Below are 18947 nucleotides of genomic sequence, written 5' to 3' on the forward strand. Positions count from 1 at the left end.
TGTCATCCCCTGTGTTTTCTTATTAGTTTTTAGCCAGCTCTGTTAATAAATCCCCTAGTTTTTTTCGTAACACAGCTTCATTAATCCCGGTGATAAACCCGGCCACACTCATATGCGGTTTTCCGATATCACCTTTGTAGTTATTCGTGGTTAAAATCACATCAGCATTCTGTAATTCAGAAGGAAGTTCTGACATGCTGCATTTATTTATTTTGAACTGAGTAATGCCATATTCTGTACACACGGATTTCACTTCATCAGCAGCGATAGTTGACGTTGCGACACCGCTCCCGCAGGCTACGAGGATATTAATCATCATTATGCTCCTGAACTCTTATTGCATGACGGTGGAAATAAAAAGTGCCTGCGCTTTCTCGGAAGGAAGCTCAAGTAAATTTTGATAAAAGTCTTCCATTTGAAGATTACTAAAAAGGGCCTTCAGCAGTTGCAGCTGATTAGCCGGATCGGTAACGACCAAATTGATAATGAGTTTGACCCACAATTTATCGTCGCCATCAGCCTGATCAACCTGAACCGGTTCAGGTAAGCGAATAATATAAATCGACGGGCTGTTGGCCTGGTTGCTGTCGCAATGTGGGATCGCCACAGAATAACCATCAAGCAAAATACCGGTTGGATACATGGCTTCGCGTTCGCGCAGTGCTGCCAGATAGGTCTTTTTCACTATCCCTTCTGAATACAGCTTTTCATGGATGTGCTGCAGCACCTCATCGTAATTTTTGAATGCTGCACCATCTGCAACATTAATAGTGACTGTACTCACCTTTTCACCTCGCCTTTTTGCTCATTAGAGCAAATATAATCGATCACATGAGCAGTTATAGCATGCCAATTTTCCGCGCAAACAGAAAACATGCAAAAGTTATAAGCTGATCACAAAATAAATGCATAAGTGCACGCAAATAATTGCTCATATGAGCAATATCGAGTAATTCATCGTTTAGATCAATCAAGTCAACCGGAGAGGAGAAGTAAAATTTTTATTATAAATCAAAGGGATGATGGATTTTTTGAAGGTTTATATATGCGGACTGACCTATGTCAGAGGATTTGGCAATGCTCTGATCTAAGTCATGAGGGTTTACAGAATGACTGATAGCAGTGCCTGATGCATGCCTGAGAGGAAGGTGATCAAGGGCGCGGGCTACGCCCCTGTTGCTGATGTTCCGGGATCTATTTCAATCAGGAATTGACAAGCTTCACCGCAGTATCGAAGTCAGTGATTAACACATCTAAAAGGCCTGACTTCAGTGAAGCGACGATGCCTTCATACTTCTGTTCTCCCCCCGCCACACCAATCACGGTTTTCGTGTTACGCAATTGTTCGGTTGAAATACCAAACCCAAGACGGCTCATCGGGCTATCAAGGATCTCGCCTTTACTGTTAACGAGAGTAATGCAGACATCCGCAGCGATATCTTTCTCAAACAGATTTTTTTGCCACGACTCGGGAAAAATATCACACAAACTGGATGAGCCCGTTTTCCAGGCGCCAATACCGGTGATGACAACATCCAGCTGAGAATAATATTGTTGGGTATCCACCACAGCCGGATCACTGGCCAGTTTTTGGGCCAGGCTTTCATCATCCACCCACATCGGCACATACATAGGATGTGCCTTGCCCTGAGAGATAGTCGACAGTCTGTGGATAAGGTCGATCGGGCCCTGGCTAAATTCAATGCCCGGATGAACGCCAGATAGCTGAACAACATCTAATGCCGGCAAGCTGGTGAGTTGACTCACTGTGCTGGATAAAACGCGTCCCCAGGCAATACCAACCTTCATTCCCTCAGCGAGATTATTGTTGAGATAACTTGCAGTGATACCCCCCAGCTTCTCATTCAGTTCTTCCTGATTGGACCAGGATTCTGACACGGAAAGCACGATTGCCTTCTGCAGACCATACTTTCCGCAGAGATTAAGTGCGATCTCTTCGTCAAGCAGTTGCTGCTTTGGAAAGAGAAACTTCACATACTCTTCCTTTATTGCCTCATCGATAAGACGCGCCGCTTTAAATCTCGAAATCTCGAGTTCTTCAGCAATCTCAGTTTTGGTCTTCATCTCAACAAAGTAACGTCGGACGACGAGAGAATAGATATAGCGGGGATCGTAACCTGACCAGCGGCTGTTTTTTATACGTTTAGGCATAGAGCATTCCATCTTCATCCAAAGACAATATCAGCTGAGTTAAACTGTTACCCCTGCAATTTACTCATAAGAGTACACTTTTACCTGCTCTTTTGACATGAGCAAATGAGTCTTATCTTTTGGCGGTGTGATAGCTGACACATCTGATGATAATGGGTGAAGAGACCAGAGTTTTTTGACGGTGGCAAGGCTTTACATTATGTGCTCTCAATCAGTGACGCTGTGGCCTGTGATTTCTGTTTTTTGGCGTGAAACGGGTTACATTGCTCATGTGTTCCTCGCAGATAAAAATGCCCATCGGGTGCGGCCTGAGTTCCACCGGGACAACCATTCATCCCAGATTTTCCGTTTTTTCCATTAAGACCAGCCCCACCGTTTTGATTAACGATTACCACGGATCCCCCTTTTCCTCCAGTTCCGCCTTTCCCGCCTTCACCTCCCTGACAGGCAAACGCTATAACGGAAAATCCCGTTAAAAAAAGATAAGAAAACAATTGAGCTCTGTTCATGTCTTTTCTCCAGGTTGCATCGGGTTTCGTTAGTTAGGGTAGCTGATTTACATTTCAATCCGTTCACTTTGCGCTGCGCCATTCTAAAGCAGTACAAAACACATAGCGAAAAGATCTGATAGCCACATAAGTACAAGATAAAAATAGGATTTTAAGGGGTGTACTCATAAAATCCCCACATCCATGTGTGAATTTACCCATTTCGCAGCCAGTGACTCAGAAACTATTTACACGCTATAAGATTGGCCATCTGTTCCTGGTCCGGCAGACCGACGATCTGTTGAAGCATGTTGGCGTGGTTAAGATAATAAATTGCTGGCGTACCGCTTGCCCCCACATCTTCCATCAATTTCTGGTTGTATTGGATCTGCGAGAAAATCGGCTGCGGCGTTTTCTCCAAAAGTGCAGGCTTGTTTTTGCCACCCGACAACTCGAAATCCTGCCAGACCTTCGCGGGGTTTTCAGAAGACAATATCGCAGCCGCGTAACGGCCACTGTCGGGCTGCATGACACCCACTAACTGCGTTTTCAAAGCGATTTTATTGTCCTTAATATAGGGCTGCACGTCCTGTCTGAATTTTGTACAGTAAGGACAGAAGGGATCGGCAAACACGACAATCTGGCAATTTGCATTATTACTGCCTTCCGTGATACCGGCAGCTTTGGACAGTGTTTTCCACATCTCGCGGCCAGCAGGGATGTAAATCTCCTCTTTTATGACCTGTTCGCTGAGGTTACTTCCATTCTCATCGTACATATAACCTGATATGGCATGTTTTTTATCGGGGGTCAGATAAATTGTCACCCCCGTTCCCTGATATTTTCCCAACCAGCCCTGGACCCCGCCTGGAGCCGTGAAGGGTTTGATTATTTCTATACCTTGTTTTTCCAACTGCTTGACCGGTGCGGGAAGCGCTGCGGGCGTTGCTGCCTGAACCTGCGAGCCGATAAGTGCAGCAGATAACGCGAGGATGTATTTGTTCATTCTTATCTCAATATAATACGTACTCATTACGGGCCGTTGTTTAACAAACCTCCGGCCCTCCCGTCACGTGCTAAATGGCACTACTCACCCTTATCTCATCGTGACAAATTCTTCTGCCGCAGTTGGGTGAATTGCCACGGTATTGTCGAAGTCTCTCTTCGTTGCTCCCATTTTCAGCGCAACAGCAAAGCCTTGCAGTATTTCATCCATGCCTAAACCGATACCGTGGATACCGACGATTTTCTCTTCCAACCCCACACATACCAGCTTCATGCGGGATGGCTGGCGATGACGCGTCACGCCGGTGTACATGGCGGTAAAAGATGACTGATAAACTTTCACCTGATCATCACCATATTCCTCACGCGCCTGGGGTTCAGTCAGGCCAACGGTACCTATTGTTGGGTGGCTAAAGACGACTGTGGGGATATTGTTGTAATCCAGATACTCATCCGGCTTGTTGTTAAACAAGCGTTCTGAAAGGCGACGGCCCGCAGCAACAGCTGCCGGTGTTAACTCAACCGCACCGGTATTATCACCCACCGCGTAAACACCCGGCACGTTGGTATTCTGATATTTATCAACTTTGACGTACCCTTTTTCATCGAGTTCAACACCCGCCATCTCAACGTTCAACTTGTCATTGGCTGGCTCACGGCCAATCGCCCAGATCAAACAGTCAACCGTTTGTTCACGACCATCTTCCAGCTTCAGTGTCAGGCTGCCGTCCTGGTTTTTGACCACTGCAGTGGGGATCGCTTGGGTGTGCAACGTTGGGCCTTCGACGTTCATGACTTCAACCAGTGTTTCTGTGAGCAACGGGTCAAAACTGCGCAAAGGCGCATGCTTACGTACGAACAAATGGGTTTTTGACCCCAATGCATTGAGAACACCTGCCAGTTCAACAGCAATGTAGCCTGCACCAACAACTGCAGTGCGCTCCGGTAGCGCCTCAAGCGCAAAAAAACCATCTGAATCAATTCCGTATTCCGCCCCCGGAATAGAGGGATGGCTAGGGCGACCACCGGTGGCTATCAATATATGGTCAGCGGTAATCGTTTCCCCGTTGACCTCCACCGTATGCCCGTCCACAAACCGGGCAAAACCTTTGATGACATCTACCTTGTTTTTACCTAACACATTTTCGTATGAAGTATGAATACGATCGATATAGGCACTGCGGTTTTTTAGCAAGTTAGTCCAGTCGAGGCGGTTTAATGTGGTATCGAAGCCATAGTCTGGGCCATAAAGATGAATGGCCTCTGCGATTTGCGCAGCGTGCCACATTATTTTTTTCGGTACACACCCCACATTGACGCAAGTCCCGCCCAACTCCCGCGCTTCTATCAAAGCGCATTTCTGCCCATACATCGCCGCACGGTTGATTGAGGCGATACCACCGCTACCACCACCAATCGCGATATAGTCATAGTGTTTCGTCATTTTGTTCTCCAGGCAGCATCGCTGCGGTCATCGTTCAGGTAGCATCGCCAGAACTCGCACTCAATGCCTTGCTTATACGGTTGAGCCCCTCAGCAAGCATAGCGCGTGGACAAGCCAGATTAAGGCGGATGTGCCCGTCGCCGTTACTGACAAACATTTGCCCCCCTTCAAGCAATACACCCGCATGTCTGGCAAAAAAGAGGGTTACTTCTTCCTGATTACTGTCATCTACCAGACGAGAGATATCAATCCAGGCAAGATAAGTCCCTTCCGGAATGATAAAACGGGCCAGCGGATGATATGTCCCTAGGTAGTCCTGCAGAAAACGGAAGTTCTCGTCGATGTAGTGCCTGACCTGAGTCAACCACTCATCGCACTCGGACCAGGCGGCCTTGTTAGCCACCAGGCTCAGCGGAGAGATAAAATCATCATGCAGGCGAAGCCATTCGGCTCTCACTGAGGCATCAGGGATCATGATGTTTGCAAGCAGGTTACCCGCCAGGTTGAACGTTTTGCTGGTCGACATGCAGGTGATAATTTTATGATTTTCAGGAAAAATTGACGCGGCGGGGATATGCGTGACGCCCGAGCGGGATAAATCACAGTGGATTTCATCAGAAATAACCCACACATCATGTTTAAGGCATAACGCTATCATTTTCTGCAACTCATCACGTCGCCAAACTCGCCCGGTGGGATTATGCGGGTTACAGAGAAAGAAGGCTTTAATTCGCTGCTGGTCATCGCTCAGGGCTTGTTCCATTGTCTCAAAATCTACCGCCCAGTGGCCTTCGTTATTTCTAAGCGGGCAATCGACGACGCGACGACCGCTATAGTCCCCGGCTTTTTTAAACGGTGCGTAAGAAGGGGTCAGGATGAGGATGCTATCTTCTTCGTGGGTGAGTAACGGCACCAATCGGTTAAGCGCAGGGATAATACCGGGGGAGAAAACAATGCTTTCTTCCTGAAACCGGTATCCGTAATGCCTTTCACACCAGGCCCCAAAAATCTCATAGTAGTCCCTGTCATAAACGCGGGTGTAGCCAAGAATTTTTTTATCTAACCGGGAACGTATGGCTTCAAGCACCGGCTCGGGTGTGGAAAAAGCCATATCTGCTACCCAGAGGTTTATAAAACCATTCGCCGGTACTTCCGGCGCGGGGCCTTCATGGGCACCAAACATATATTCACGCCAGCCGTCGACGGTTAAGCTGTCTGTCCCTGCTCTGTCCACTGCTTCATCAAAATCGTATTTCATAGAGGTTACCCGATTAGTTTATCCAAAGAGGTCACAGCGTCACTGATTTTGCTAACGATTAGATATTCCTTTGCTTTAAAACCTAAAAAACCATTTGCAGAGTGATCAAGTCATCACTGGCACGTTGATATCAGTGTCGTATTTTCTGACCCGGTGCCTTGATCACCAACAGAATGCCCGCAAGGACTGCCAGCGTTGAAAATGCCATTCTGAGGCTCAGTGACTCGCCCAAAAATGTTACGCCTCCCAGCATCGCCAGACAGGGCACACTCAACTGAACCGTACTGGCTGCAACAGACTCAAGACGAGGTAAAAGTGAATACCAGAGTACATAGGCTCCGGCAGAAGCACCGGCACCAGAGAGTATTGCCAGGACAATTCCGATACCGTCGAAGTGCGCTCCCTGGCTAATGAACGGCGACAACACCAGGGCAAAAGGTACAGCAAGGATGAAATTTGCCGCAGTGGCCTGCGCTGCGCTGGGAGAGCGCTTTCCGCAAAGGGTATAAGCCGCCCAGGCAAGGCCTGAAAGCGCCATCAGAACAGCGCTGCCCAAGGGGGGCGCTTTGGCACCAGGTAAGAGAAGAGCAGCCATGCCGGCTACAGCCAGCCCAAGCCCCGTTGCTCTGGAAAAAGACAGCCTTTCCCCATGGAAAAGGCCATGAGCCACCATCGTCAGTTGCACAACGCCAAACAAGAGCAAAGCACCTGTTCCTGCATCCAAATGGATATAGGCAAGGGAGAAACACAGGGCGTAGGCCATAAGAAAGAACCCGCTTTTCAAGCTCCAGACGCCCTGCTTTTTCCCCTGACGTCTCAACAACAGTGGTAACAAGACCACCGCCCCGCTCATCAGGCGAAGGTCACTGAACGTCACCGGGTCAATATGTTCGCCTTTCAACGCAATCCGACAGAGCACAGAATTGGCTGCGAATGCCATCATTGCTATCACTATCTTGAATCCAACAGACCGCCCCATCAGCGTGACGCCTCAAAATTAATAAATTACGTGATAATCTATCAATTAGTAGGTAGGATGGCAATATCTACTTATGGTAGCCAGACACTAAAATGGTACCCCTTTTCAGGTCATGCCTGGAGCATTGACCTTTATCATTGCCAGATTTATGTGAAGCCGTAGACCCGCTACTAACAAAGGAGAACATATGCAAGATTTCAACGTACTGCTCGAAGCAGCATCAGATTATAACGAATTTGTTGGCAGCGGAGCAGAAGAAGACCGCAACGCATTGCGGCATTTTGAGGGGCTTGCCAACGAGGCATTACCTGACGATGTCATTAGTAAGCTCTCGCAACTTCCGGGTTCGTACAGCATTCTGGTAGCTGCTGAAATGTGGTGCCCCGACTGCCATAAAAACTTGCCTGTAATCCATGCCATTGCCGCGTCAGCGCCAGCAATACGTCTGGGTATTATCACCCGCGACAAGGCTGAAGCCGTCTTTAAGGCACACTTTGGTGTCGATAAAGTCAAAATTCCGTTTGCCGTGGTACTGGATGAGAACGCGACTCCGCTGGGGCAGTTTATTGAACGACCTGAAAATGCTACCGGCAAGAATGGAGAAGTGAGCGAGAGGTACAAAAACGGTGAGCTTCTGGTCGATACCGCCCGCGAAGTGACTTCAATTTTTCCAAGAAAATAAGAGAGCGTTAAAGTTAAATTAATTGAATCTCAACTTGAAGGTAATAAACCTGGAAGTTGAGCAATGCCAGGGAAATAATAAAAATAAACCATAGCAACAATGCCCTTAGCCCTGCATCTAAGCAGGGCTTTTTTCGCGTAAAGAAAGCATGCTACGCAGTCTTGTATGTGCAACCAAAATGCTACGCCCGTTTATTCAGTGGCCAACGATAGCACCTGCAGCTTCACGAAGCTTTACACGCCCTTTAAATGTAAGCAGAACTCCAGGCAACGATAATCCCGGCAACATATTCCGCATCCTGAGGATGCGTCAGAAGATGATCTGCTTCACCCAGTGAGATAAAGCTTTTGGGGTGTCTGGCGGCTTTAAAAATTTTCTCTGCCTGTTCAATCAGCACGGTATCATCATTGGGAGCATGAAAAATCAGCAGCGGCTTATTCATGGTAAATACCTTCTCCGCTATTTTATGCTCCTGAATGTTATCCAGCATTTGCTTTTTGAGCGTGAATACCCGGCCTGCAAGCTCTACCGGGAAAGCGCCATGGTTCCTGATATCTTCGATATTGTCTTTGAACAACCGCTGTACATGCGTCAATTCGCCTGGCGAACCGATGGTTACGACCGCTCTGGCTTCAGGCACTTTGGCTGCAATAGAGAGGATTGCCGAACCGCCAAGGCTGTGACCAATCAGCAGCGAAGGAGCCTCGTATTCCCGACGAAGATAATCGACCGCGCACAGCAGGTCAGAAATATTCGAGGAAAAATTGGTATTGGAAAAATCGCCTTCGCTGTTGCCTAACCCGGTGAAATCAAAGCGAAGCACCGCAATTGAATTTTCTGTCAGTTTCCTGGCAATGCGTGCAGCACCTTTCAGATCCTTCCCGCAGGTAAAGCAGTGCGCCAACAGGGCAAAAGCTTTTGGATTTTCTGGCAATTCAAGCAACCCGGCAAGTTCCTCACCTTCTGCATTTTTGAAGGTAAATTTCAATTTTTTCATTATGTTAACTTTCAGAATGGTTGAATTACAAGCAAGATACCTATCAGCCGCCCCATCATGGGGCGGCTGATAGGTTACGACGAGCTTATCTGCGAACGGCCATGATACCGGCATCGACATCCCAGATGGCGCCAGTCACCCAAGAGGCTTTGTCGGACAACAGGAAGAAGATGGTATTGGCCACATCTTCCGGCGTGCCGACACGCCCCAGCGGATGGAAAGCGTTCAGCGATTGCATTGCGCCGGCAATGTCTTCTTTCGCCATGAAGCCTTCATAAATCGGGGTATGCACGATCCCTGGCGAGACCGCGTTCACGCGGATACCCGCACTGGCCAGCTCAATGGCCAGGTTGCGTGTCAAGGCGTGGAGACCGGCTTTGGCCATGGAGTACGCGGAAGCCGGTGAGTCGCCGAGTGCGGCTTGCGCGCCAATGGAGCCCACGTTCACAATCGCCCCTTCACGGCCGTCGGCCAGCATGTTCTTCACCACGTCCTGCGTGATGAAGAAGGTTGCCCGGTTCAACATCAGGTACATGTCGTAATCGGCTTCCAAATGCTCGGTAAAGCCTTTCGGCATGAAGATCCCGGCCGCATTGACCATCAGGCTAATATCGCGATGATTAGCATTAATCTCCTGACGAATGGCGTTCATGCCCTCTTCGGTCATCAGGTTTGCCGCAATCACGGACACGGAACCCAGTGGGCTCAGCTCTTTCTGAACCGCTTCTGCCTTGTCTTTTTTATTGCCCGTCAGTACCACGCTGCCACCGGCTTTCAGCACCATACGCGCCGTTTCCAGACCCATGCCGCTGGTGCCACCCACGACAAGCAGTTTTTTGCCTTTAAAGTCATCGCTCATTTTGAACTCCGTTATTTGCAGGGTAGATTTGCCGGCAGTCAAGCAGCCAGCTCGTTCAGATTTCAGATGCTGCAACCGTCAGCGCCGCAGGTCTGGCCGTCGGTTTTTACCAGTTCAGCCGCTTTTTCTTCCCAGACTTGCTTCAACGCGTTCAGGAAGTTGTCCGCAGATTGCGCGCCGCTGATGGCATATTTTTCATTGAGCAGGAACAGCGGGACACCGCTGACCCCGATCGACCGGGCATGGGCTTCATCTTCGGCCACCGATGCACGGAAGGCCTCATTGGCAAGGGCACTTTCAGCGTCGGCTCTGGACATGCCCACTTCGGTAGCTAACGCAATGAGCTCCTGCGGATCGAAAATGGAACGCCCCTCAGTCACACTGGCCCGATAAAACCGTTCTGCCATGGCGTCGCCCATATTGGCGTGACGTGCAGCCGCGAGCAGCGTATGGGCATCTTCGGTATCGCCAAAGAGCATGGTGTCAAAGTTATACTGGAGCCCTTCTGCCTTCCCGGCCGTGCCCACCTGATTCATCATCAGTTCCGCCCCATGTTCCCCGCCAAACTTCTTGTAAAGGGCTTTGCGGAACGGCACGGCAGGCCGGTCGCCGGAAATACGGAAACTGTGGTGGCGGACCACGACCTGTTCCTTGTGTTCAAAGGCGGCAAGGCCCTGTTCGAAACGCTTTTTGGCAATCCAACACCAGGGGCAGACCAGATCTGACCAGATATCTATCGTAATAATCGGCTTAAGGGTTTGCATATTGGCTCCTGAATACCCCATTAATGTCGTCTGGCGGTGCCTCTTTATGTGGGCACCGCAAATACCACCAGCTACGTGGCGTTAGTTGGCTTCCCAGGCGGGATAATCGGTGTAGCCTTTTTCCGGCGACCCCGTCACGCCGTAATACGTCGTGCGATCGCTTTCAGCCAGCGGCCAGCCGTTCTGCATTCTTTCGACCAGATCAGGGTTGGCGATGTACGGCACGCCAAACGCAACAAGATCCAGTTCGTCTGCCTCAAGTGCGGTTTCGGCAATCTCGCGGGTGAAGCCGCCGGCGGCAATAACGGTGCCCCCCAGAGTTTTACGGAACGCGGCTTTGAAACCGGCAGGTACCGGTGCCTGGGTATAAACAGGTTGATAATAGAGGTGCACATAAGCCAGCTCACGTTGGCCGAGGGCCGCAGCGATACTGGCCCAAATCTCTTCTTCACCTTCATAAGGCGCCAGGTCGTAAATCCGCCCGAACGGTGAAATGCGCAAGCCCACCTTATTGCTACCAATAGCCGCAGAGATGGCATCCACCGTTTCCAGCAGGAACCGCTGACGGTTTTCCACAGAGCCACCGTATTCATCAGTGCGAGGGTTCAGTTCACTGCTGAGGAACTGGTCGAAAATGAAGCCGTTAGCCGCCATGATTTCCACGCCGTCAAACCCGGCCTCCATTGCCAGACCCGCTGAATGGACAAAGTCAGCGGTAACGCGTCGAACTTCTGCGGTTTCCAGCGCACGCGGCTGGCTTGGAACGACAGGCCCCGGTTCGCCAGACTCGGTCAGTGCAAAGACGGTGGTGTTAACCGCCTGTACGGTACCGGCGGAAACTGGCGCGATGTTGCCCGGCTGAATTGAGATATGAGACATCCGGCCCACATGCCACAACTGAGCAAAAATACGACCGCCCTTCGCATGTACCGCATCGGTCACTTTGCGCCAGCCCTGAACGTGTGCAGCGTTGTAGATCCCCGGGGTATACAGATAGCCGCGCCCTTCTTCAGAAACAGGCATGCCTTCGGTGATAAGCAGCCCCGCAGAGGCGCGCTGGGCGTAGTAAAGTGCAACGACGTCATCCGGCACGTCGTTCATTGTGCGGGTGCGGGTCATCGGGGCCATGACCACGCGGTTTTTTAACTGCATGCCTGACAGATTGTAGGGGGTGAACAACTTACTCATCGTATACCTCGCAAGGCGAAAGAGAGAAAAGCCCCGCTGGGGCCGGAGTTAATACTTAGCGGGCCGGGGAGCTGACGATCGCTGCCTGATGCCGGTTAAGCGTATGGCTGCACTATACCTACCTACTAGTTGATTGGTCAATAGGTAAAAGAACAAATCATGCTGTCCTTTTGTCACCGGATACAGGCACAGGGAATGCTGTGTAAGGTGAGCTGCCGTCGGTGAGATGGTCGTCATCCTGTGAAATCAGAGAATTACAAATATCATTATTGGGCGTTATGGAGCTAAGACTGGCCGGTTCAGGGCGGCGAGGAGTCTTTCTCTCCCCTTATCATTAGGATGTTAATCACCCCAATGGAGAAGAGTAAATGTCCAAACTTCACCTTACTGTTATCAGTACATTATGCCTGGCGTTGTCGAGCCAGGTCGCTTTTTCAGCCAGTTTTACGCTGACAAGTCAGGAACTTGAAAAAAACCATTTCCCCGCAGCTCAGACCCTGAGTTCACCTTATGGATTTGGATGCAGTGGTGGAAACCTTGCCCCCTCTTTTAACTGGAGTGGCGCGCCGGCAGGAACTCAAAGCTTCGCTCTCAAAATTTATGACAGGGATGCGCCGACAGGCCTCGGTTGGATCCACTGGCAGGTGGTGAATATTCCCTCATCCCTTCACTCGTTACCGGCTGGGATAACGGCGGATAACAAAAATCTCCCGCAAGGGGCTCTTCAGACCCGGACTGATTTCGGTATCCCGGGTTATGGCGGCCCTTGCCCGCCGAAGGGTGAAACGCACCGTTATGAGATCACGCTGACGGCACTTCGTGTCGACAAACTTCCGGGAATAACGGCGGACTCGACGCCCGCCCTGGTCGGCTTTATGGCAAAAGCGAACTCACTGGGCGAAGCGCATCTTCAGATTACGCAGGGCCGCTAACCGCAGCCAGGTTGCCGATAGCCTGGCCGGAAACCCGGACCAGGCTGGGGCTGAATCCGAAGCGAGTTCGAAATCTGGCGGCGAACTTAGACGGATTTTCATAGCCGACTTCCAGGGATATGCGGGTGACTGAAAGATCGGTCACCTGCAAAAGTGTCAGGGCGCGGCACATGCGAATGTCAGTCACCAGATGGGTGAATGACGTATTTTCGGCATGCAGATGGCGTCTCAGGGTGGTGGCCGACATACCCAATTCAGCCGCCACCTGCGCAGTATTCCAGTCTTGTGATATGTCTGCTGCAACGAGTTTGCGGATTTTTATCGCCAGTCCGGTATGTTGTTTCAGCGCGAAGAAAATTCGGTATTCATCCAGCCAACTCAGCATCTCTTCCATACGCCTGGCCACGATACTTTCAGGTATGTTTTCAGTATCTGTAATGGCCTCCGCAGTGTGATAAAAGGCCTGGCGAAAACTGTTGCCTGGCCCTGCCATTTTATTTGCTTCGTTCATGCTCATACGTGGGGCATGCATGAAGCAGTAGTTTTGGACGAAATCGGCACAAAAACTCAGCCATGATGCTTCGTACGTACCCGTTAAAGGTGATGGTGTATTGATGATATCAAAAGAGTGCCCCTCCCCGATGACCACCGCGTCCCCCGCTTCCAGCGTTATCTCCTCTTGCGCCCAGCGGATTATTTTCCTGCCATGGCGGACCAGGATGATTGTGGGTTCATCTATAGTGATATGGCGCATCATCAGGGGCTGCGTATGCAGCACATGCGCTGTACTCCCCACATTAATACGACTGGATAATGTTCTTTCCATCATCGCCTTACGAAAAGGAATAGGCCTGCCCTGTAGGCCGACACTTTATGGATGGGCTTGCTTTTTTATAAAGTAATCCCGATTTTACAATACGTCAGTTTTCTCATTCAGATGGAGTGAAATATCATAATCCTCAGCACGCCGTCCACATAAGATGACGCTTATCCATTGATAAAACATGGCATTATCTTCGCTTAAGCACCTTTCTATCGATGATAGCTTTTTATGTTAATTAAACAAACCAACTAGTAGGTAGAATTACTATCAAGTTACATCCTGCAGGAGTGAATGATGCGTGAATTACCCCTTTACAATGAAGATAATTTTAGAGAAATCGAGAGGCATGAAGGGGTTGCGGTGGTGCGCTTCTCTGCCCCCTGGTGCCCACCTTGTCAGATGAGCGAAGACATTTTTAACCATTTTGCCGAGCAGATAGAAAGCGACGTCAAAGTCGGCAAAGTGAATGTGGATCTGGCACCGGTACTGACCACCAAATATGAAATTTGGGGACTGCCGTCCGTACTGATGTTCAAGGATGGGCAGTTGGTCCAGCGTATACCGGGTGTTAAATCGGCAGGGTTTTATCAGCAAGCATTGTCAGAGCTGAAAAAAGGGCAGTGATGCCATTTTATCTATGTTTAAAAAAGTCTCTTAGCGGTCTGATGCATCATCGGCAAGCGGTTACCCCTCGTTCAGAGTGATAACCGCTTTGTTATAAAATAACCGACCAGTCTGCTTAGCGTTATTTATTGCGCTGGAAGGCCGGCATCAACGCTTTGTTATGTTCGATCACTTCATCCAATGCATTTTCAAGCAGTTGACCGCTTTTGACTAGGGGATTAATAACCAAGGCACGCCATGCCGTATACCGATTACCACTGATGGCTGCCTCAATGGTCAATTGCTCAAAGCTTTTCATCAGTTGAATCAGACGAAGTACATCTTCCGGGAAAGGTTCGACATTCAGTGGTATCGGTCCAGAACGGGTGATCATTGAACTGACCTCAACCGCACAGTCATCCGGCAGGCCCGCAATCGCACCATCGTTTCGCGTATTGACATGCATGATGATGCGTTTGTCGTTATATATTGCGCTCATCAATTCACATGCCGCATCCGAATAGTACTGCCCTCCCCGACCTTCCAGCGCTTTCGGTTTCTCGGCGAGTTCCGGGTTTCGATAAATTTCGAATAGTTCTCTTTCGAGCTCCTTTACGATCTCACCACGAGTCCCTTCCCCTTGTGCTTCGCCAAGCTCCTGACGGTACATGTCATCGCTCATGTAGTAATAACGCAGGTAGGGGCAAGGTATCATTCCCATATTCGCCAACAACCGATCCGGCCATTTGAAAGGAGGAATATTTTTAGGCACCAAGGGATCATTCCCCTCTGAAATCAGCTCAATGACCTGAGGAAGCTTATCCTTACCCTCATGATAAATATGGCGCGCAAAAATGAAGTGATTAAGTCCCGCGACCTGCATGATAAATTCATTGATATCGCTGACACCTAAAGCACTGGCAATACCCTTTTGCATAATAACAGGCACGTTGCACAGCCCTACGGTTTTGACTGTGCTGTGTTTCAGTATCGCTTCAGTGACCATTCCCGACGGGTTGGTGAAGTTCAGCAACCAGGCATCCGGGCACAGTTGTTCCATTTCTTTCGCTATAGCCAATGCAATCGGGATAGTGCGGCATGCATTGGCAAATCCACCCAGACCATTGGTCTCCTGACCGATCATGTCGTATTTCAGCGATATCCTTTCGTCGCTGATCCGTGCGTCCAGGCAGCCGGCCCTGAACTGAGAACAAACAAAATCGGCACCGAGCAGTGCTTCTGTGCGGTCAAGGGTTTCATAAACCGGTATATCCAGCCCATTTTTTTCCAGCATCCGTCGGGTGAGGCCCGCGATAATCGCCATTTTTTCACGGCCATCCTCAATATCAACCAGCCATAACTCGCGGATCGGAAATTCATTTTGACGCTTGATAATGCCTTCCATCAGTTCAGGTGTGTAGCTTGAACCCGCTCCAATAACCACTAACTTAAGACCCTTCATTAGATATTCCCCTCATCGTTGTTGTCAGGACGTCTGTTGGGCCAATTAAAGAGGACAAGGGGCTTAGTGGACAAACGATCAATTCCGGGGTATGCATTACTGTAAATAATGCATAAGAGAAAATTAAGAAGGAAAATGATGAATGCTCGCTCAACAGAACATACTGGCACTATTGCATACGTTTGAAACGGCAGCACTGCATATGAGCTTTACTAAGGCGGCGACTACTCTCAATCTGACGCAAGGGGCCGTTAGCCAACGCATTCGTTCTCTTGAATCCATGCTCGGATTCAGACTGTTTATTAGAATGACCAGAAAGCTTCAGTTGACCGATGAAGGGGAGCGTTTACTTGGCGTACTCGCGTTTTCACTTAAACGCATCAGTGATGAAATAGAAGATATTCGCGTGCAGGGGCTGAGAGGAACCTTGTCTGTCGGCCTTCCACCTACCTTCGCTTTTCTCTGGCTGATGCCGCGCTTACCGGTATTTACCGAACGGTGGCCGGGGCTGAATATCAATTTCAGAGTGAGAGCCGGTCTGGTAGATTTTAATCTCGAACGAGTAGATGTCGCTATATACTACAGTAATCTGAAATACCCCGATCTCTACTGCGAACGGTTATCTGAAGAGACGCTGGTTCCCGTCTGTATTCCATCTCTTGCAAAAAAAATCAGGCAAGCAAACCATTGGTTAGCTGAAGTCCCATTCATTCATACGTCTGAATCCGTTGACTCCCAGAATGTTTTTTCCGAATGGCGAGAATGGTGCAGGGAGTCTGGCAAAAACCTGCCTGTTGAAGATAATTTTTTGAGCTTCAACAATTGTCAGATGTCTATTGAAGCGGCACTCAATGGCGGCGGTATCATCATGGGCAGAAAACGACTCATTCGACATTACCTCGATGAGGGCCGACTGATTGCCCCTTTTGAAATAGAAATACCCGCCGGGCGAGGATATGACCTCCTTATGCCACGAGAAAACCTTAACCGACCGGGCGTTCAGGCTTTGGCCGAATGGGTAAGAAATGTGTTTAACGAGGAATAAAGTCTGTTTTCGTTCTGATAAAGGGCAATGTAAGCCATATCAGACCTAATGCCAGAGAGCATGATGAAAATGTATGTCAGAAGTGAAAAAAGGGCAGTCATGCCCTTTTATATTTTCAACGCGATAACTATTGCGCTTTCAGTTGCTTAATCGCATCCAGCGTACGTGCGGAATAGACAACGGCAGCGCCTGCATTTAGGTTGATTGCCACACCCAGGGCTTCAGCAATTTCTTCTTCTGTGGCGCCAGCTTTAACGGCAGCTTCGGCATGGACGGCGATGCAACCATCACAGCGAGTCGTCACCGCACAAGCCAGTGCAATCAGTTCACGCACTTTCGCGCCCAGGAGGTTGGTCTTATTGCCGGCGTTGCCCAAAGCCATGACGCCTTTTAGTGTTTCCGGGGTCAACTTACCCAGATCACCAACACGTTGCATCACTTCTGAGCGGTATTCATTCCAATCTAACATGGGGTCATCTCCAGAATTATTTTCTTTTAACAATCATTAGGATCTGTTCAAGCGTATCGTTGAAAAGCTCAGGCTTATTAATCGCCCGGGAAACAACGCTGGCGCCCTCGCATAAATTCAAAATAAGCAGAGCCATTTTTGATGGCAGCAGGTCAGCAGTCAGCTCCCCTGCATCAACGCCACGGCTGACAATCCTGGTCAGCCAGGCAATCTGCATATCGAAATATTCGGTCGCCCGAACTCTGATATTCGGTGGCAGATTGGCCATTTCCGAAGACAAAGCACAGCACAGCGGCATACGCGACGTGCGATAGCTTTCGATGAAAAGCTCCACGTAGGCGGTAAGCATCTGCGCAACCGTATTCTCCGTCGCTTCAATCTGTTCAAATCGGTTTTTGGTATCGGTATGGGCCTGAATCACCACTTGTTCGCCCAAAACATCTTTGGTTGGGAAGTGGTGATGAATACTGGCCTTAGTGATACCAATGCTCTTTGACAAATCAGCATAGCTGAATGCAGAGTAACCCCGTTCGCGCATCAGATGGTCCGCTTCATTCAGAAGCCTTTCTCGTGTCATGACTGACATATAATCCTCACAATTATAATCTACTAGTTGGTAGATATTATCTGCGCCTGTTGTTCCCTGCAAGGGGACATCAGTTCACAACAGTAATTTAACCTTCTCTGATAACGCGTTTTGGTCGGAGTTAATAGCCATCAGGCAGTAGGGAAATGACAGTGTTCAGTCATTTCCCTCTCTGAGCTTTACCTACACCAACCGAGTATCAATATTGACCGGGTTCGCCAACGTATCGTGGATCGGCGAGCTTTCTGGCAGTGCACGAACCATTTCTTCAAGCTGTTCACGGCTGGCGGTCGGACTGGAGAGCTTAACGCCAACACTGATCGCTTTCGCCCCGTTGCGAACTTTTTCGTCAAGACCCAGGAAACCGTTCAGATTAATGTCGAAGTTCAGGTCAAGTTCAATACCATCAAGCTCAATGCCCTTTTCTGCCGCCATCACAGTCAGAGTCGCGGTATAACAGCCGGCAAGTGCCTGCAAAATGTACTCAGCTGGGCCCATACCGCTATCAGTACCCGATAAATCAGCAGGTTCATCGCCAACATTAGCAAATTTTCCGGCGCGACTGGTATCAACCTGGCCGTTCTGGATAGTCGCATGAGTTTCCACACGGACGGATACCCCACCGTTGGATTTACTCTTCATGTTAAAGGTGAGATTGCCCAGCTCTGGCTGCTGGCGAATAGCTTCTCGTGTACCGCGAATAACATTAGCGTCAGCAAAAGGTTTTTTTGAATTAGTCATGACAACTCCTGAAGTGTCGAGTGATCTCAAAGATAAGGTTGGTGCCAAACGCAATCAACCTACTAGATGGTAGATTACTTTAAGATTGAGGTGTTGTCTACCACTATGGGGGCAACTTCTTAAGATAGAGCTACAAACAGGGACGTAAACGCTGCGATATCTACATTATGCGATGTATCGTGCTGACGTCCGAGTTCGGCATCTTGCTAAGCATCTTAATCGCTTGTGAGCTATGACCTCCTGACGGCATAGAATCTATGCATCTTTAACAGTACCCAAGTATAGAAGCATAGTTTTCAGTAATTATTGAGTATGAAGGACTGATCAAAAGAAACAATATAGGCAATCATCATAAAAGTTATTTCTCTCGTACTAAATAACCGTTATAGACTGAAATCACAGAACGATTGACCGAAGTGAAATCAACATTCAGCAATTCAATTAGCGGGG

At 49.2% G+C, this 18947-nt stretch carries 21 protein-coding genes; 4 read left to right on the top strand and 17 right to left on the bottom strand.

Annotation, left to right across the window (positions count from 1 at the left end):
• Nucleotides 1-22: 22 nt before the first annotated feature.
• The 8 genes from JOE25_RS13010 to JOE25_RS13045 form a co-directional block, all read right to left on the bottom strand.
• Nucleotides 23-316 carry a PTS sugar transporter subunit IIB gene (locus JOE25_RS13010; protein ID WP_024359913.1) on the bottom strand — a complete coding sequence of 98 codons (294 nt, stop codon included), beginning with the start codon at nucleotides 314-316 and terminating at the stop codon, nucleotides 23-25.
• An 18-nt stretch (nucleotides 317-334) separates the two neighbouring features.
• A complete protein-coding gene (gatA, locus tag JOE25_RS13015) occupies nucleotides 335-784 on the bottom strand; it encodes a PTS galactitol transporter subunit IIA (RefSeq protein WP_020439342.1) in 450 nt (149 codons plus the stop codon).
• Between the two features lie 419 nt (nucleotides 785-1203).
• Entirely contained in the window at nucleotides 1204-2172 is a 969-nt protein-coding gene (locus JOE25_RS13020; protein ID WP_015697025.1) for a sugar-binding domain-containing protein, read from the bottom strand.
• Nucleotides 2173-2369: 197 nt separating this feature from the next.
• Complete coding sequence (locus JOE25_RS13025) at nucleotides 2370-2681, bottom strand: hypothetical protein (protein ID WP_046373124.1); 312 nt, start codon at nucleotides 2679-2681, stop codon at nucleotides 2370-2372.
• A 223-nt stretch (nucleotides 2682-2904) separates the two neighbouring features.
• Nucleotides 2905-3666, bottom strand: a complete 762-nt coding sequence (gene dsbG, locus JOE25_RS13030; RefSeq protein WP_032693652.1) for a thiol:disulfide interchange protein DsbG — start codon at nucleotides 3664-3666, stop codon at nucleotides 2905-2907.
• A 90-nt stretch (nucleotides 3667-3756) separates the two neighbouring features.
• On the bottom strand, nucleotides 3757-5109 hold the full coding sequence (gene gorA / locus JOE25_RS13035; RefSeq protein ID WP_032693568.1) for a glutathione-disulfide reductase: 1353 nt from the start codon (nucleotides 5107-5109) through the stop codon (nucleotides 3757-3759).
• A gap of 34 nt (nucleotides 5110-5143) precedes the next feature.
• Nucleotides 5144-6367: a PatB family C-S lyase gene (locus tag JOE25_RS13040; protein WP_209635786.1), complete on the bottom strand. Its 1224-nt coding sequence runs from the start codon at nucleotides 6365-6367 to the stop codon at nucleotides 5144-5146.
• Nucleotides 6368-6497: 130 nt separating this feature from the next.
• Complete coding sequence (locus JOE25_RS13045; protein ID WP_209635788.1) at nucleotides 6498-7346, bottom strand: DMT family transporter; 849 nt, start codon at nucleotides 7344-7346, stop codon at nucleotides 6498-6500.
• 187 nt (nucleotides 7347-7533) lie between these two features.
• On the opposite strand from JOE25_RS13045, the gene JOE25_RS13050 reads away from it, so the two are divergent.
• Complete coding sequence (locus tag JOE25_RS13050) at nucleotides 7534-8028, top strand: thioredoxin family protein (protein ID WP_032693565.1); 495 nt, start codon at nucleotides 7534-7536, stop codon at nucleotides 8026-8028.
• A gap of 244 nt (nucleotides 8029-8272) precedes the next feature.
• Here the strand turns inward: JOE25_RS13050 and JOE25_RS13055 are convergent, their stop codons facing one another.
• From JOE25_RS13055 to JOE25_RS13070, 4 genes are all read right to left on the bottom strand, one after another.
• On the bottom strand, nucleotides 8273-9025 hold the full coding sequence (locus JOE25_RS13055) for an alpha/beta hydrolase (protein ID WP_007374395.1): 753 nt from the start codon (nucleotides 9023-9025) through the stop codon (nucleotides 8273-8275).
• A gap of 85 nt (nucleotides 9026-9110) precedes the next feature.
• Nucleotides 9111-9884 (bottom strand): SDR family oxidoreductase, encoded by a 774-nt coding sequence (locus tag JOE25_RS13060; protein ID WP_015697019.1) that lies wholly within the window; start codon nucleotides 9882-9884, stop codon nucleotides 9111-9113.
• Between the two features lie 62 nt (nucleotides 9885-9946).
• Nucleotides 9947-10648: a DsbA family oxidoreductase gene (locus JOE25_RS13065; RefSeq protein WP_115657492.1), complete on the bottom strand. Its 702-nt coding sequence runs from the start codon at nucleotides 10646-10648 to the stop codon at nucleotides 9947-9949.
• Nucleotides 10649-10729: 81 nt separating this feature from the next.
• Nucleotides 10730-11836 (bottom strand): alkene reductase, encoded by a 1107-nt coding sequence (locus tag JOE25_RS13070; RefSeq protein ID WP_098363208.1) that lies wholly within the window; start codon nucleotides 11834-11836, stop codon nucleotides 10730-10732.
• A gap of 368 nt (nucleotides 11837-12204) precedes the next feature.
• On the opposite strand from JOE25_RS13070, the gene JOE25_RS13075 reads away from it, so the two are divergent.
• The gene (locus JOE25_RS13075) at nucleotides 12205-12768 is read left to right on the top strand and encodes a YbhB/YbcL family Raf kinase inhibitor-like protein (RefSeq protein WP_209635791.1); all 564 of its coding nucleotides are present in this window, start codon (nucleotides 12205-12207) and stop codon (nucleotides 12766-12768) included.
• Here JOE25_RS13075 and JOE25_RS13080 read toward each other — a convergent pair.
• Nucleotides 12752-13594, bottom strand: a complete 843-nt coding sequence (locus JOE25_RS13080) for a helix-turn-helix transcriptional regulator (protein WP_209635793.1) — start codon at nucleotides 13592-13594, stop codon at nucleotides 12752-12754. The genes JOE25_RS13075 and JOE25_RS13080 overlap by 17 nt on opposite strands.
• A gap of 291 nt (nucleotides 13595-13885) precedes the next feature.
• Here JOE25_RS13080 and JOE25_RS13085 point away from each other — a divergent pair, with 291 nt between their 5' ends.
• Nucleotides 13886-14215 (top strand): thioredoxin domain-containing protein, encoded by a 330-nt coding sequence (locus tag JOE25_RS13085; protein ID WP_094898028.1) that lies wholly within the window; start codon nucleotides 13886-13888, stop codon nucleotides 14213-14215.
• 121 nt (nucleotides 14216-14336) lie between these two features.
• Here the strand turns inward: JOE25_RS13085 and JOE25_RS13090 are convergent, their stop codons facing one another.
• Nucleotides 14337-15656: a 6-phospho-beta-glucosidase gene (locus JOE25_RS13090; protein ID WP_048284451.1), complete on the bottom strand. Its 1320-nt coding sequence runs from the start codon at nucleotides 15654-15656 to the stop codon at nucleotides 14337-14339.
• Between the two features lie 142 nt (nucleotides 15657-15798).
• On the opposite strand from JOE25_RS13090, the gene JOE25_RS13095 reads away from it, so the two are divergent.
• The gene (locus tag JOE25_RS13095; RefSeq protein WP_209635796.1) at nucleotides 15799-16701 is read left to right on the top strand and encodes a LysR substrate-binding domain-containing protein; all 903 of its coding nucleotides are present in this window, start codon (nucleotides 15799-15801) and stop codon (nucleotides 16699-16701) included.
• A gap of 127 nt (nucleotides 16702-16828) precedes the next feature.
• Here JOE25_RS13095 and JOE25_RS13100 read toward each other — a convergent pair whose 3' ends face one another.
• The 3 genes from JOE25_RS13100 to JOE25_RS13110 form a co-directional block, all read right to left on the bottom strand.
• Nucleotides 16829-17170 (bottom strand): carboxymuconolactone decarboxylase family protein, encoded by a 342-nt coding sequence (locus tag JOE25_RS13100; RefSeq protein ID WP_032693558.1) that lies wholly within the window; start codon nucleotides 17168-17170, stop codon nucleotides 16829-16831.
• 16 nt (nucleotides 17171-17186) lie between these two features.
• Nucleotides 17187-17756 carry a TetR/AcrR family transcriptional regulator gene (locus tag JOE25_RS13105; RefSeq protein ID WP_094898027.1) on the bottom strand — a complete coding sequence of 190 codons (570 nt, stop codon included), beginning with the start codon at nucleotides 17754-17756 and terminating at the stop codon, nucleotides 17187-17189.
• A gap of 183 nt (nucleotides 17757-17939) precedes the next feature.
• Nucleotides 17940-18497 (bottom strand): OsmC family protein, encoded by a 558-nt coding sequence (locus tag JOE25_RS13110; RefSeq protein WP_209635798.1) that lies wholly within the window; start codon nucleotides 18495-18497, stop codon nucleotides 17940-17942.
• Nucleotides 18498-18947 lie beyond the last annotated feature (450 nt).

The sequence above is a fragment of the Serratia sp. PL17 genome (assembly GCF_017832355.1).
Lineage (GTDB): Bacteria > Pseudomonadota > Gammaproteobacteria > Enterobacterales > Enterobacteriaceae > Serratia.

Coding starts and splice junctions, on each gene's coding strand:
- JOE25_RS13070 (WP_098363208.1), bottom strand. CDS start 11,836: ATGAGTAAGTTGTTCACCCCCTACAATCTGTCAGGCATGCAGTTAAAA.
- JOE25_RS13040 (WP_209635786.1), bottom strand. CDS start 6,367: ATGAAATACGATTTTGATGAAGCAGTGGACAGAGCAGGGACAGACAGC.
- JOE25_RS13010 (WP_024359913.1), bottom strand. CDS start 316: ATGATTAATATCCTCGTAGCCTGCGGGAGCGGTGTCGCAACGTCAACT.
- JOE25_RS13045 (WP_209635788.1), bottom strand. CDS start 7,346: ATGGGGCGGTCTGTTGGATTCAAGATAGTGATAGCAATGATGGCATTC.
- JOE25_RS13085 (WP_094898028.1), top strand. CDS start 13,886: ATGCGTGAATTACCCCTTTACAATGAAGATAATTTTAGAGAAATCGAG.
- JOE25_RS13095 (WP_209635796.1), top strand. CDS start 15,799: ATGCTCGCTCAACAGAACATACTGGCACTATTGCATACGTTTGAAACG.
- JOE25_RS13100 (WP_032693558.1), bottom strand. CDS start 17,170: ATGTTAGATTGGAATGAATACCGCTCAGAAGTGATGCAACGTGTTGGT.
- JOE25_RS13110 (WP_209635798.1), bottom strand. CDS start 18,497: ATGACTAATTCAAAAAAACCTTTTGCTGACGCTAATGTTATTCGCGGT.
- JOE25_RS13055 (WP_007374395.1), bottom strand. CDS start 9,025: ATGAAAAAATTGAAATTTACCTTCAAAAATGCAGAAGGTGAGGAACTT.
- JOE25_RS13060 (WP_015697019.1), bottom strand. CDS start 9,884: ATGAGCGATGACTTTAAAGGCAAAAAACTGCTTGTCGTGGGTGGCACC.
- JOE25_RS13075 (WP_209635791.1), top strand. CDS start 12,205: ATGTCCAAACTTCACCTTACTGTTATCAGTACATTATGCCTGGCGTTG.
- JOE25_RS13090 (WP_048284451.1), bottom strand. CDS start 15,656: ATGAAGGGTCTTAAGTTAGTGGTTATTGGAGCGGGTTCAAGCTACACA.
- JOE25_RS13020 (WP_015697025.1), bottom strand. CDS start 2,172: ATGCCTAAACGTATAAAAAACAGCCGCTGGTCAGGTTACGATCCCCGC.
- JOE25_RS13105 (WP_094898027.1), bottom strand. CDS start 17,756: ATGTCAGTCATGACACGAGAAAGGCTTCTGAATGAAGCGGACCATCTG.
- JOE25_RS13065 (WP_115657492.1), bottom strand. CDS start 10,648: ATGCAAACCCTTAAGCCGATTATTACGATAGATATCTGGTCAGATCTG.
- dsbG (WP_032693652.1), bottom strand. CDS start 3,666: ATGAACAAATACATCCTCGCGTTATCTGCTGCACTTATCGGCTCGCAG.
- JOE25_RS13050 (WP_032693565.1), top strand. CDS start 7,534: ATGCAAGATTTCAACGTACTGCTCGAAGCAGCATCAGATTATAACGAA.
- JOE25_RS13080 (WP_209635793.1), bottom strand. CDS start 13,594: ATGGAAAGAACATTATCCAGTCGTATTAATGTGGGGAGTACAGCGCAT.
- JOE25_RS13025 (WP_046373124.1), bottom strand. CDS start 2,681: ATGAACAGAGCTCAATTGTTTTCTTATCTTTTTTTAACGGGATTTTCC.
- gorA (WP_032693568.1), bottom strand. CDS start 5,109: ATGACGAAACACTATGACTATATCGCGATTGGTGGTGGTAGCGGTGGT.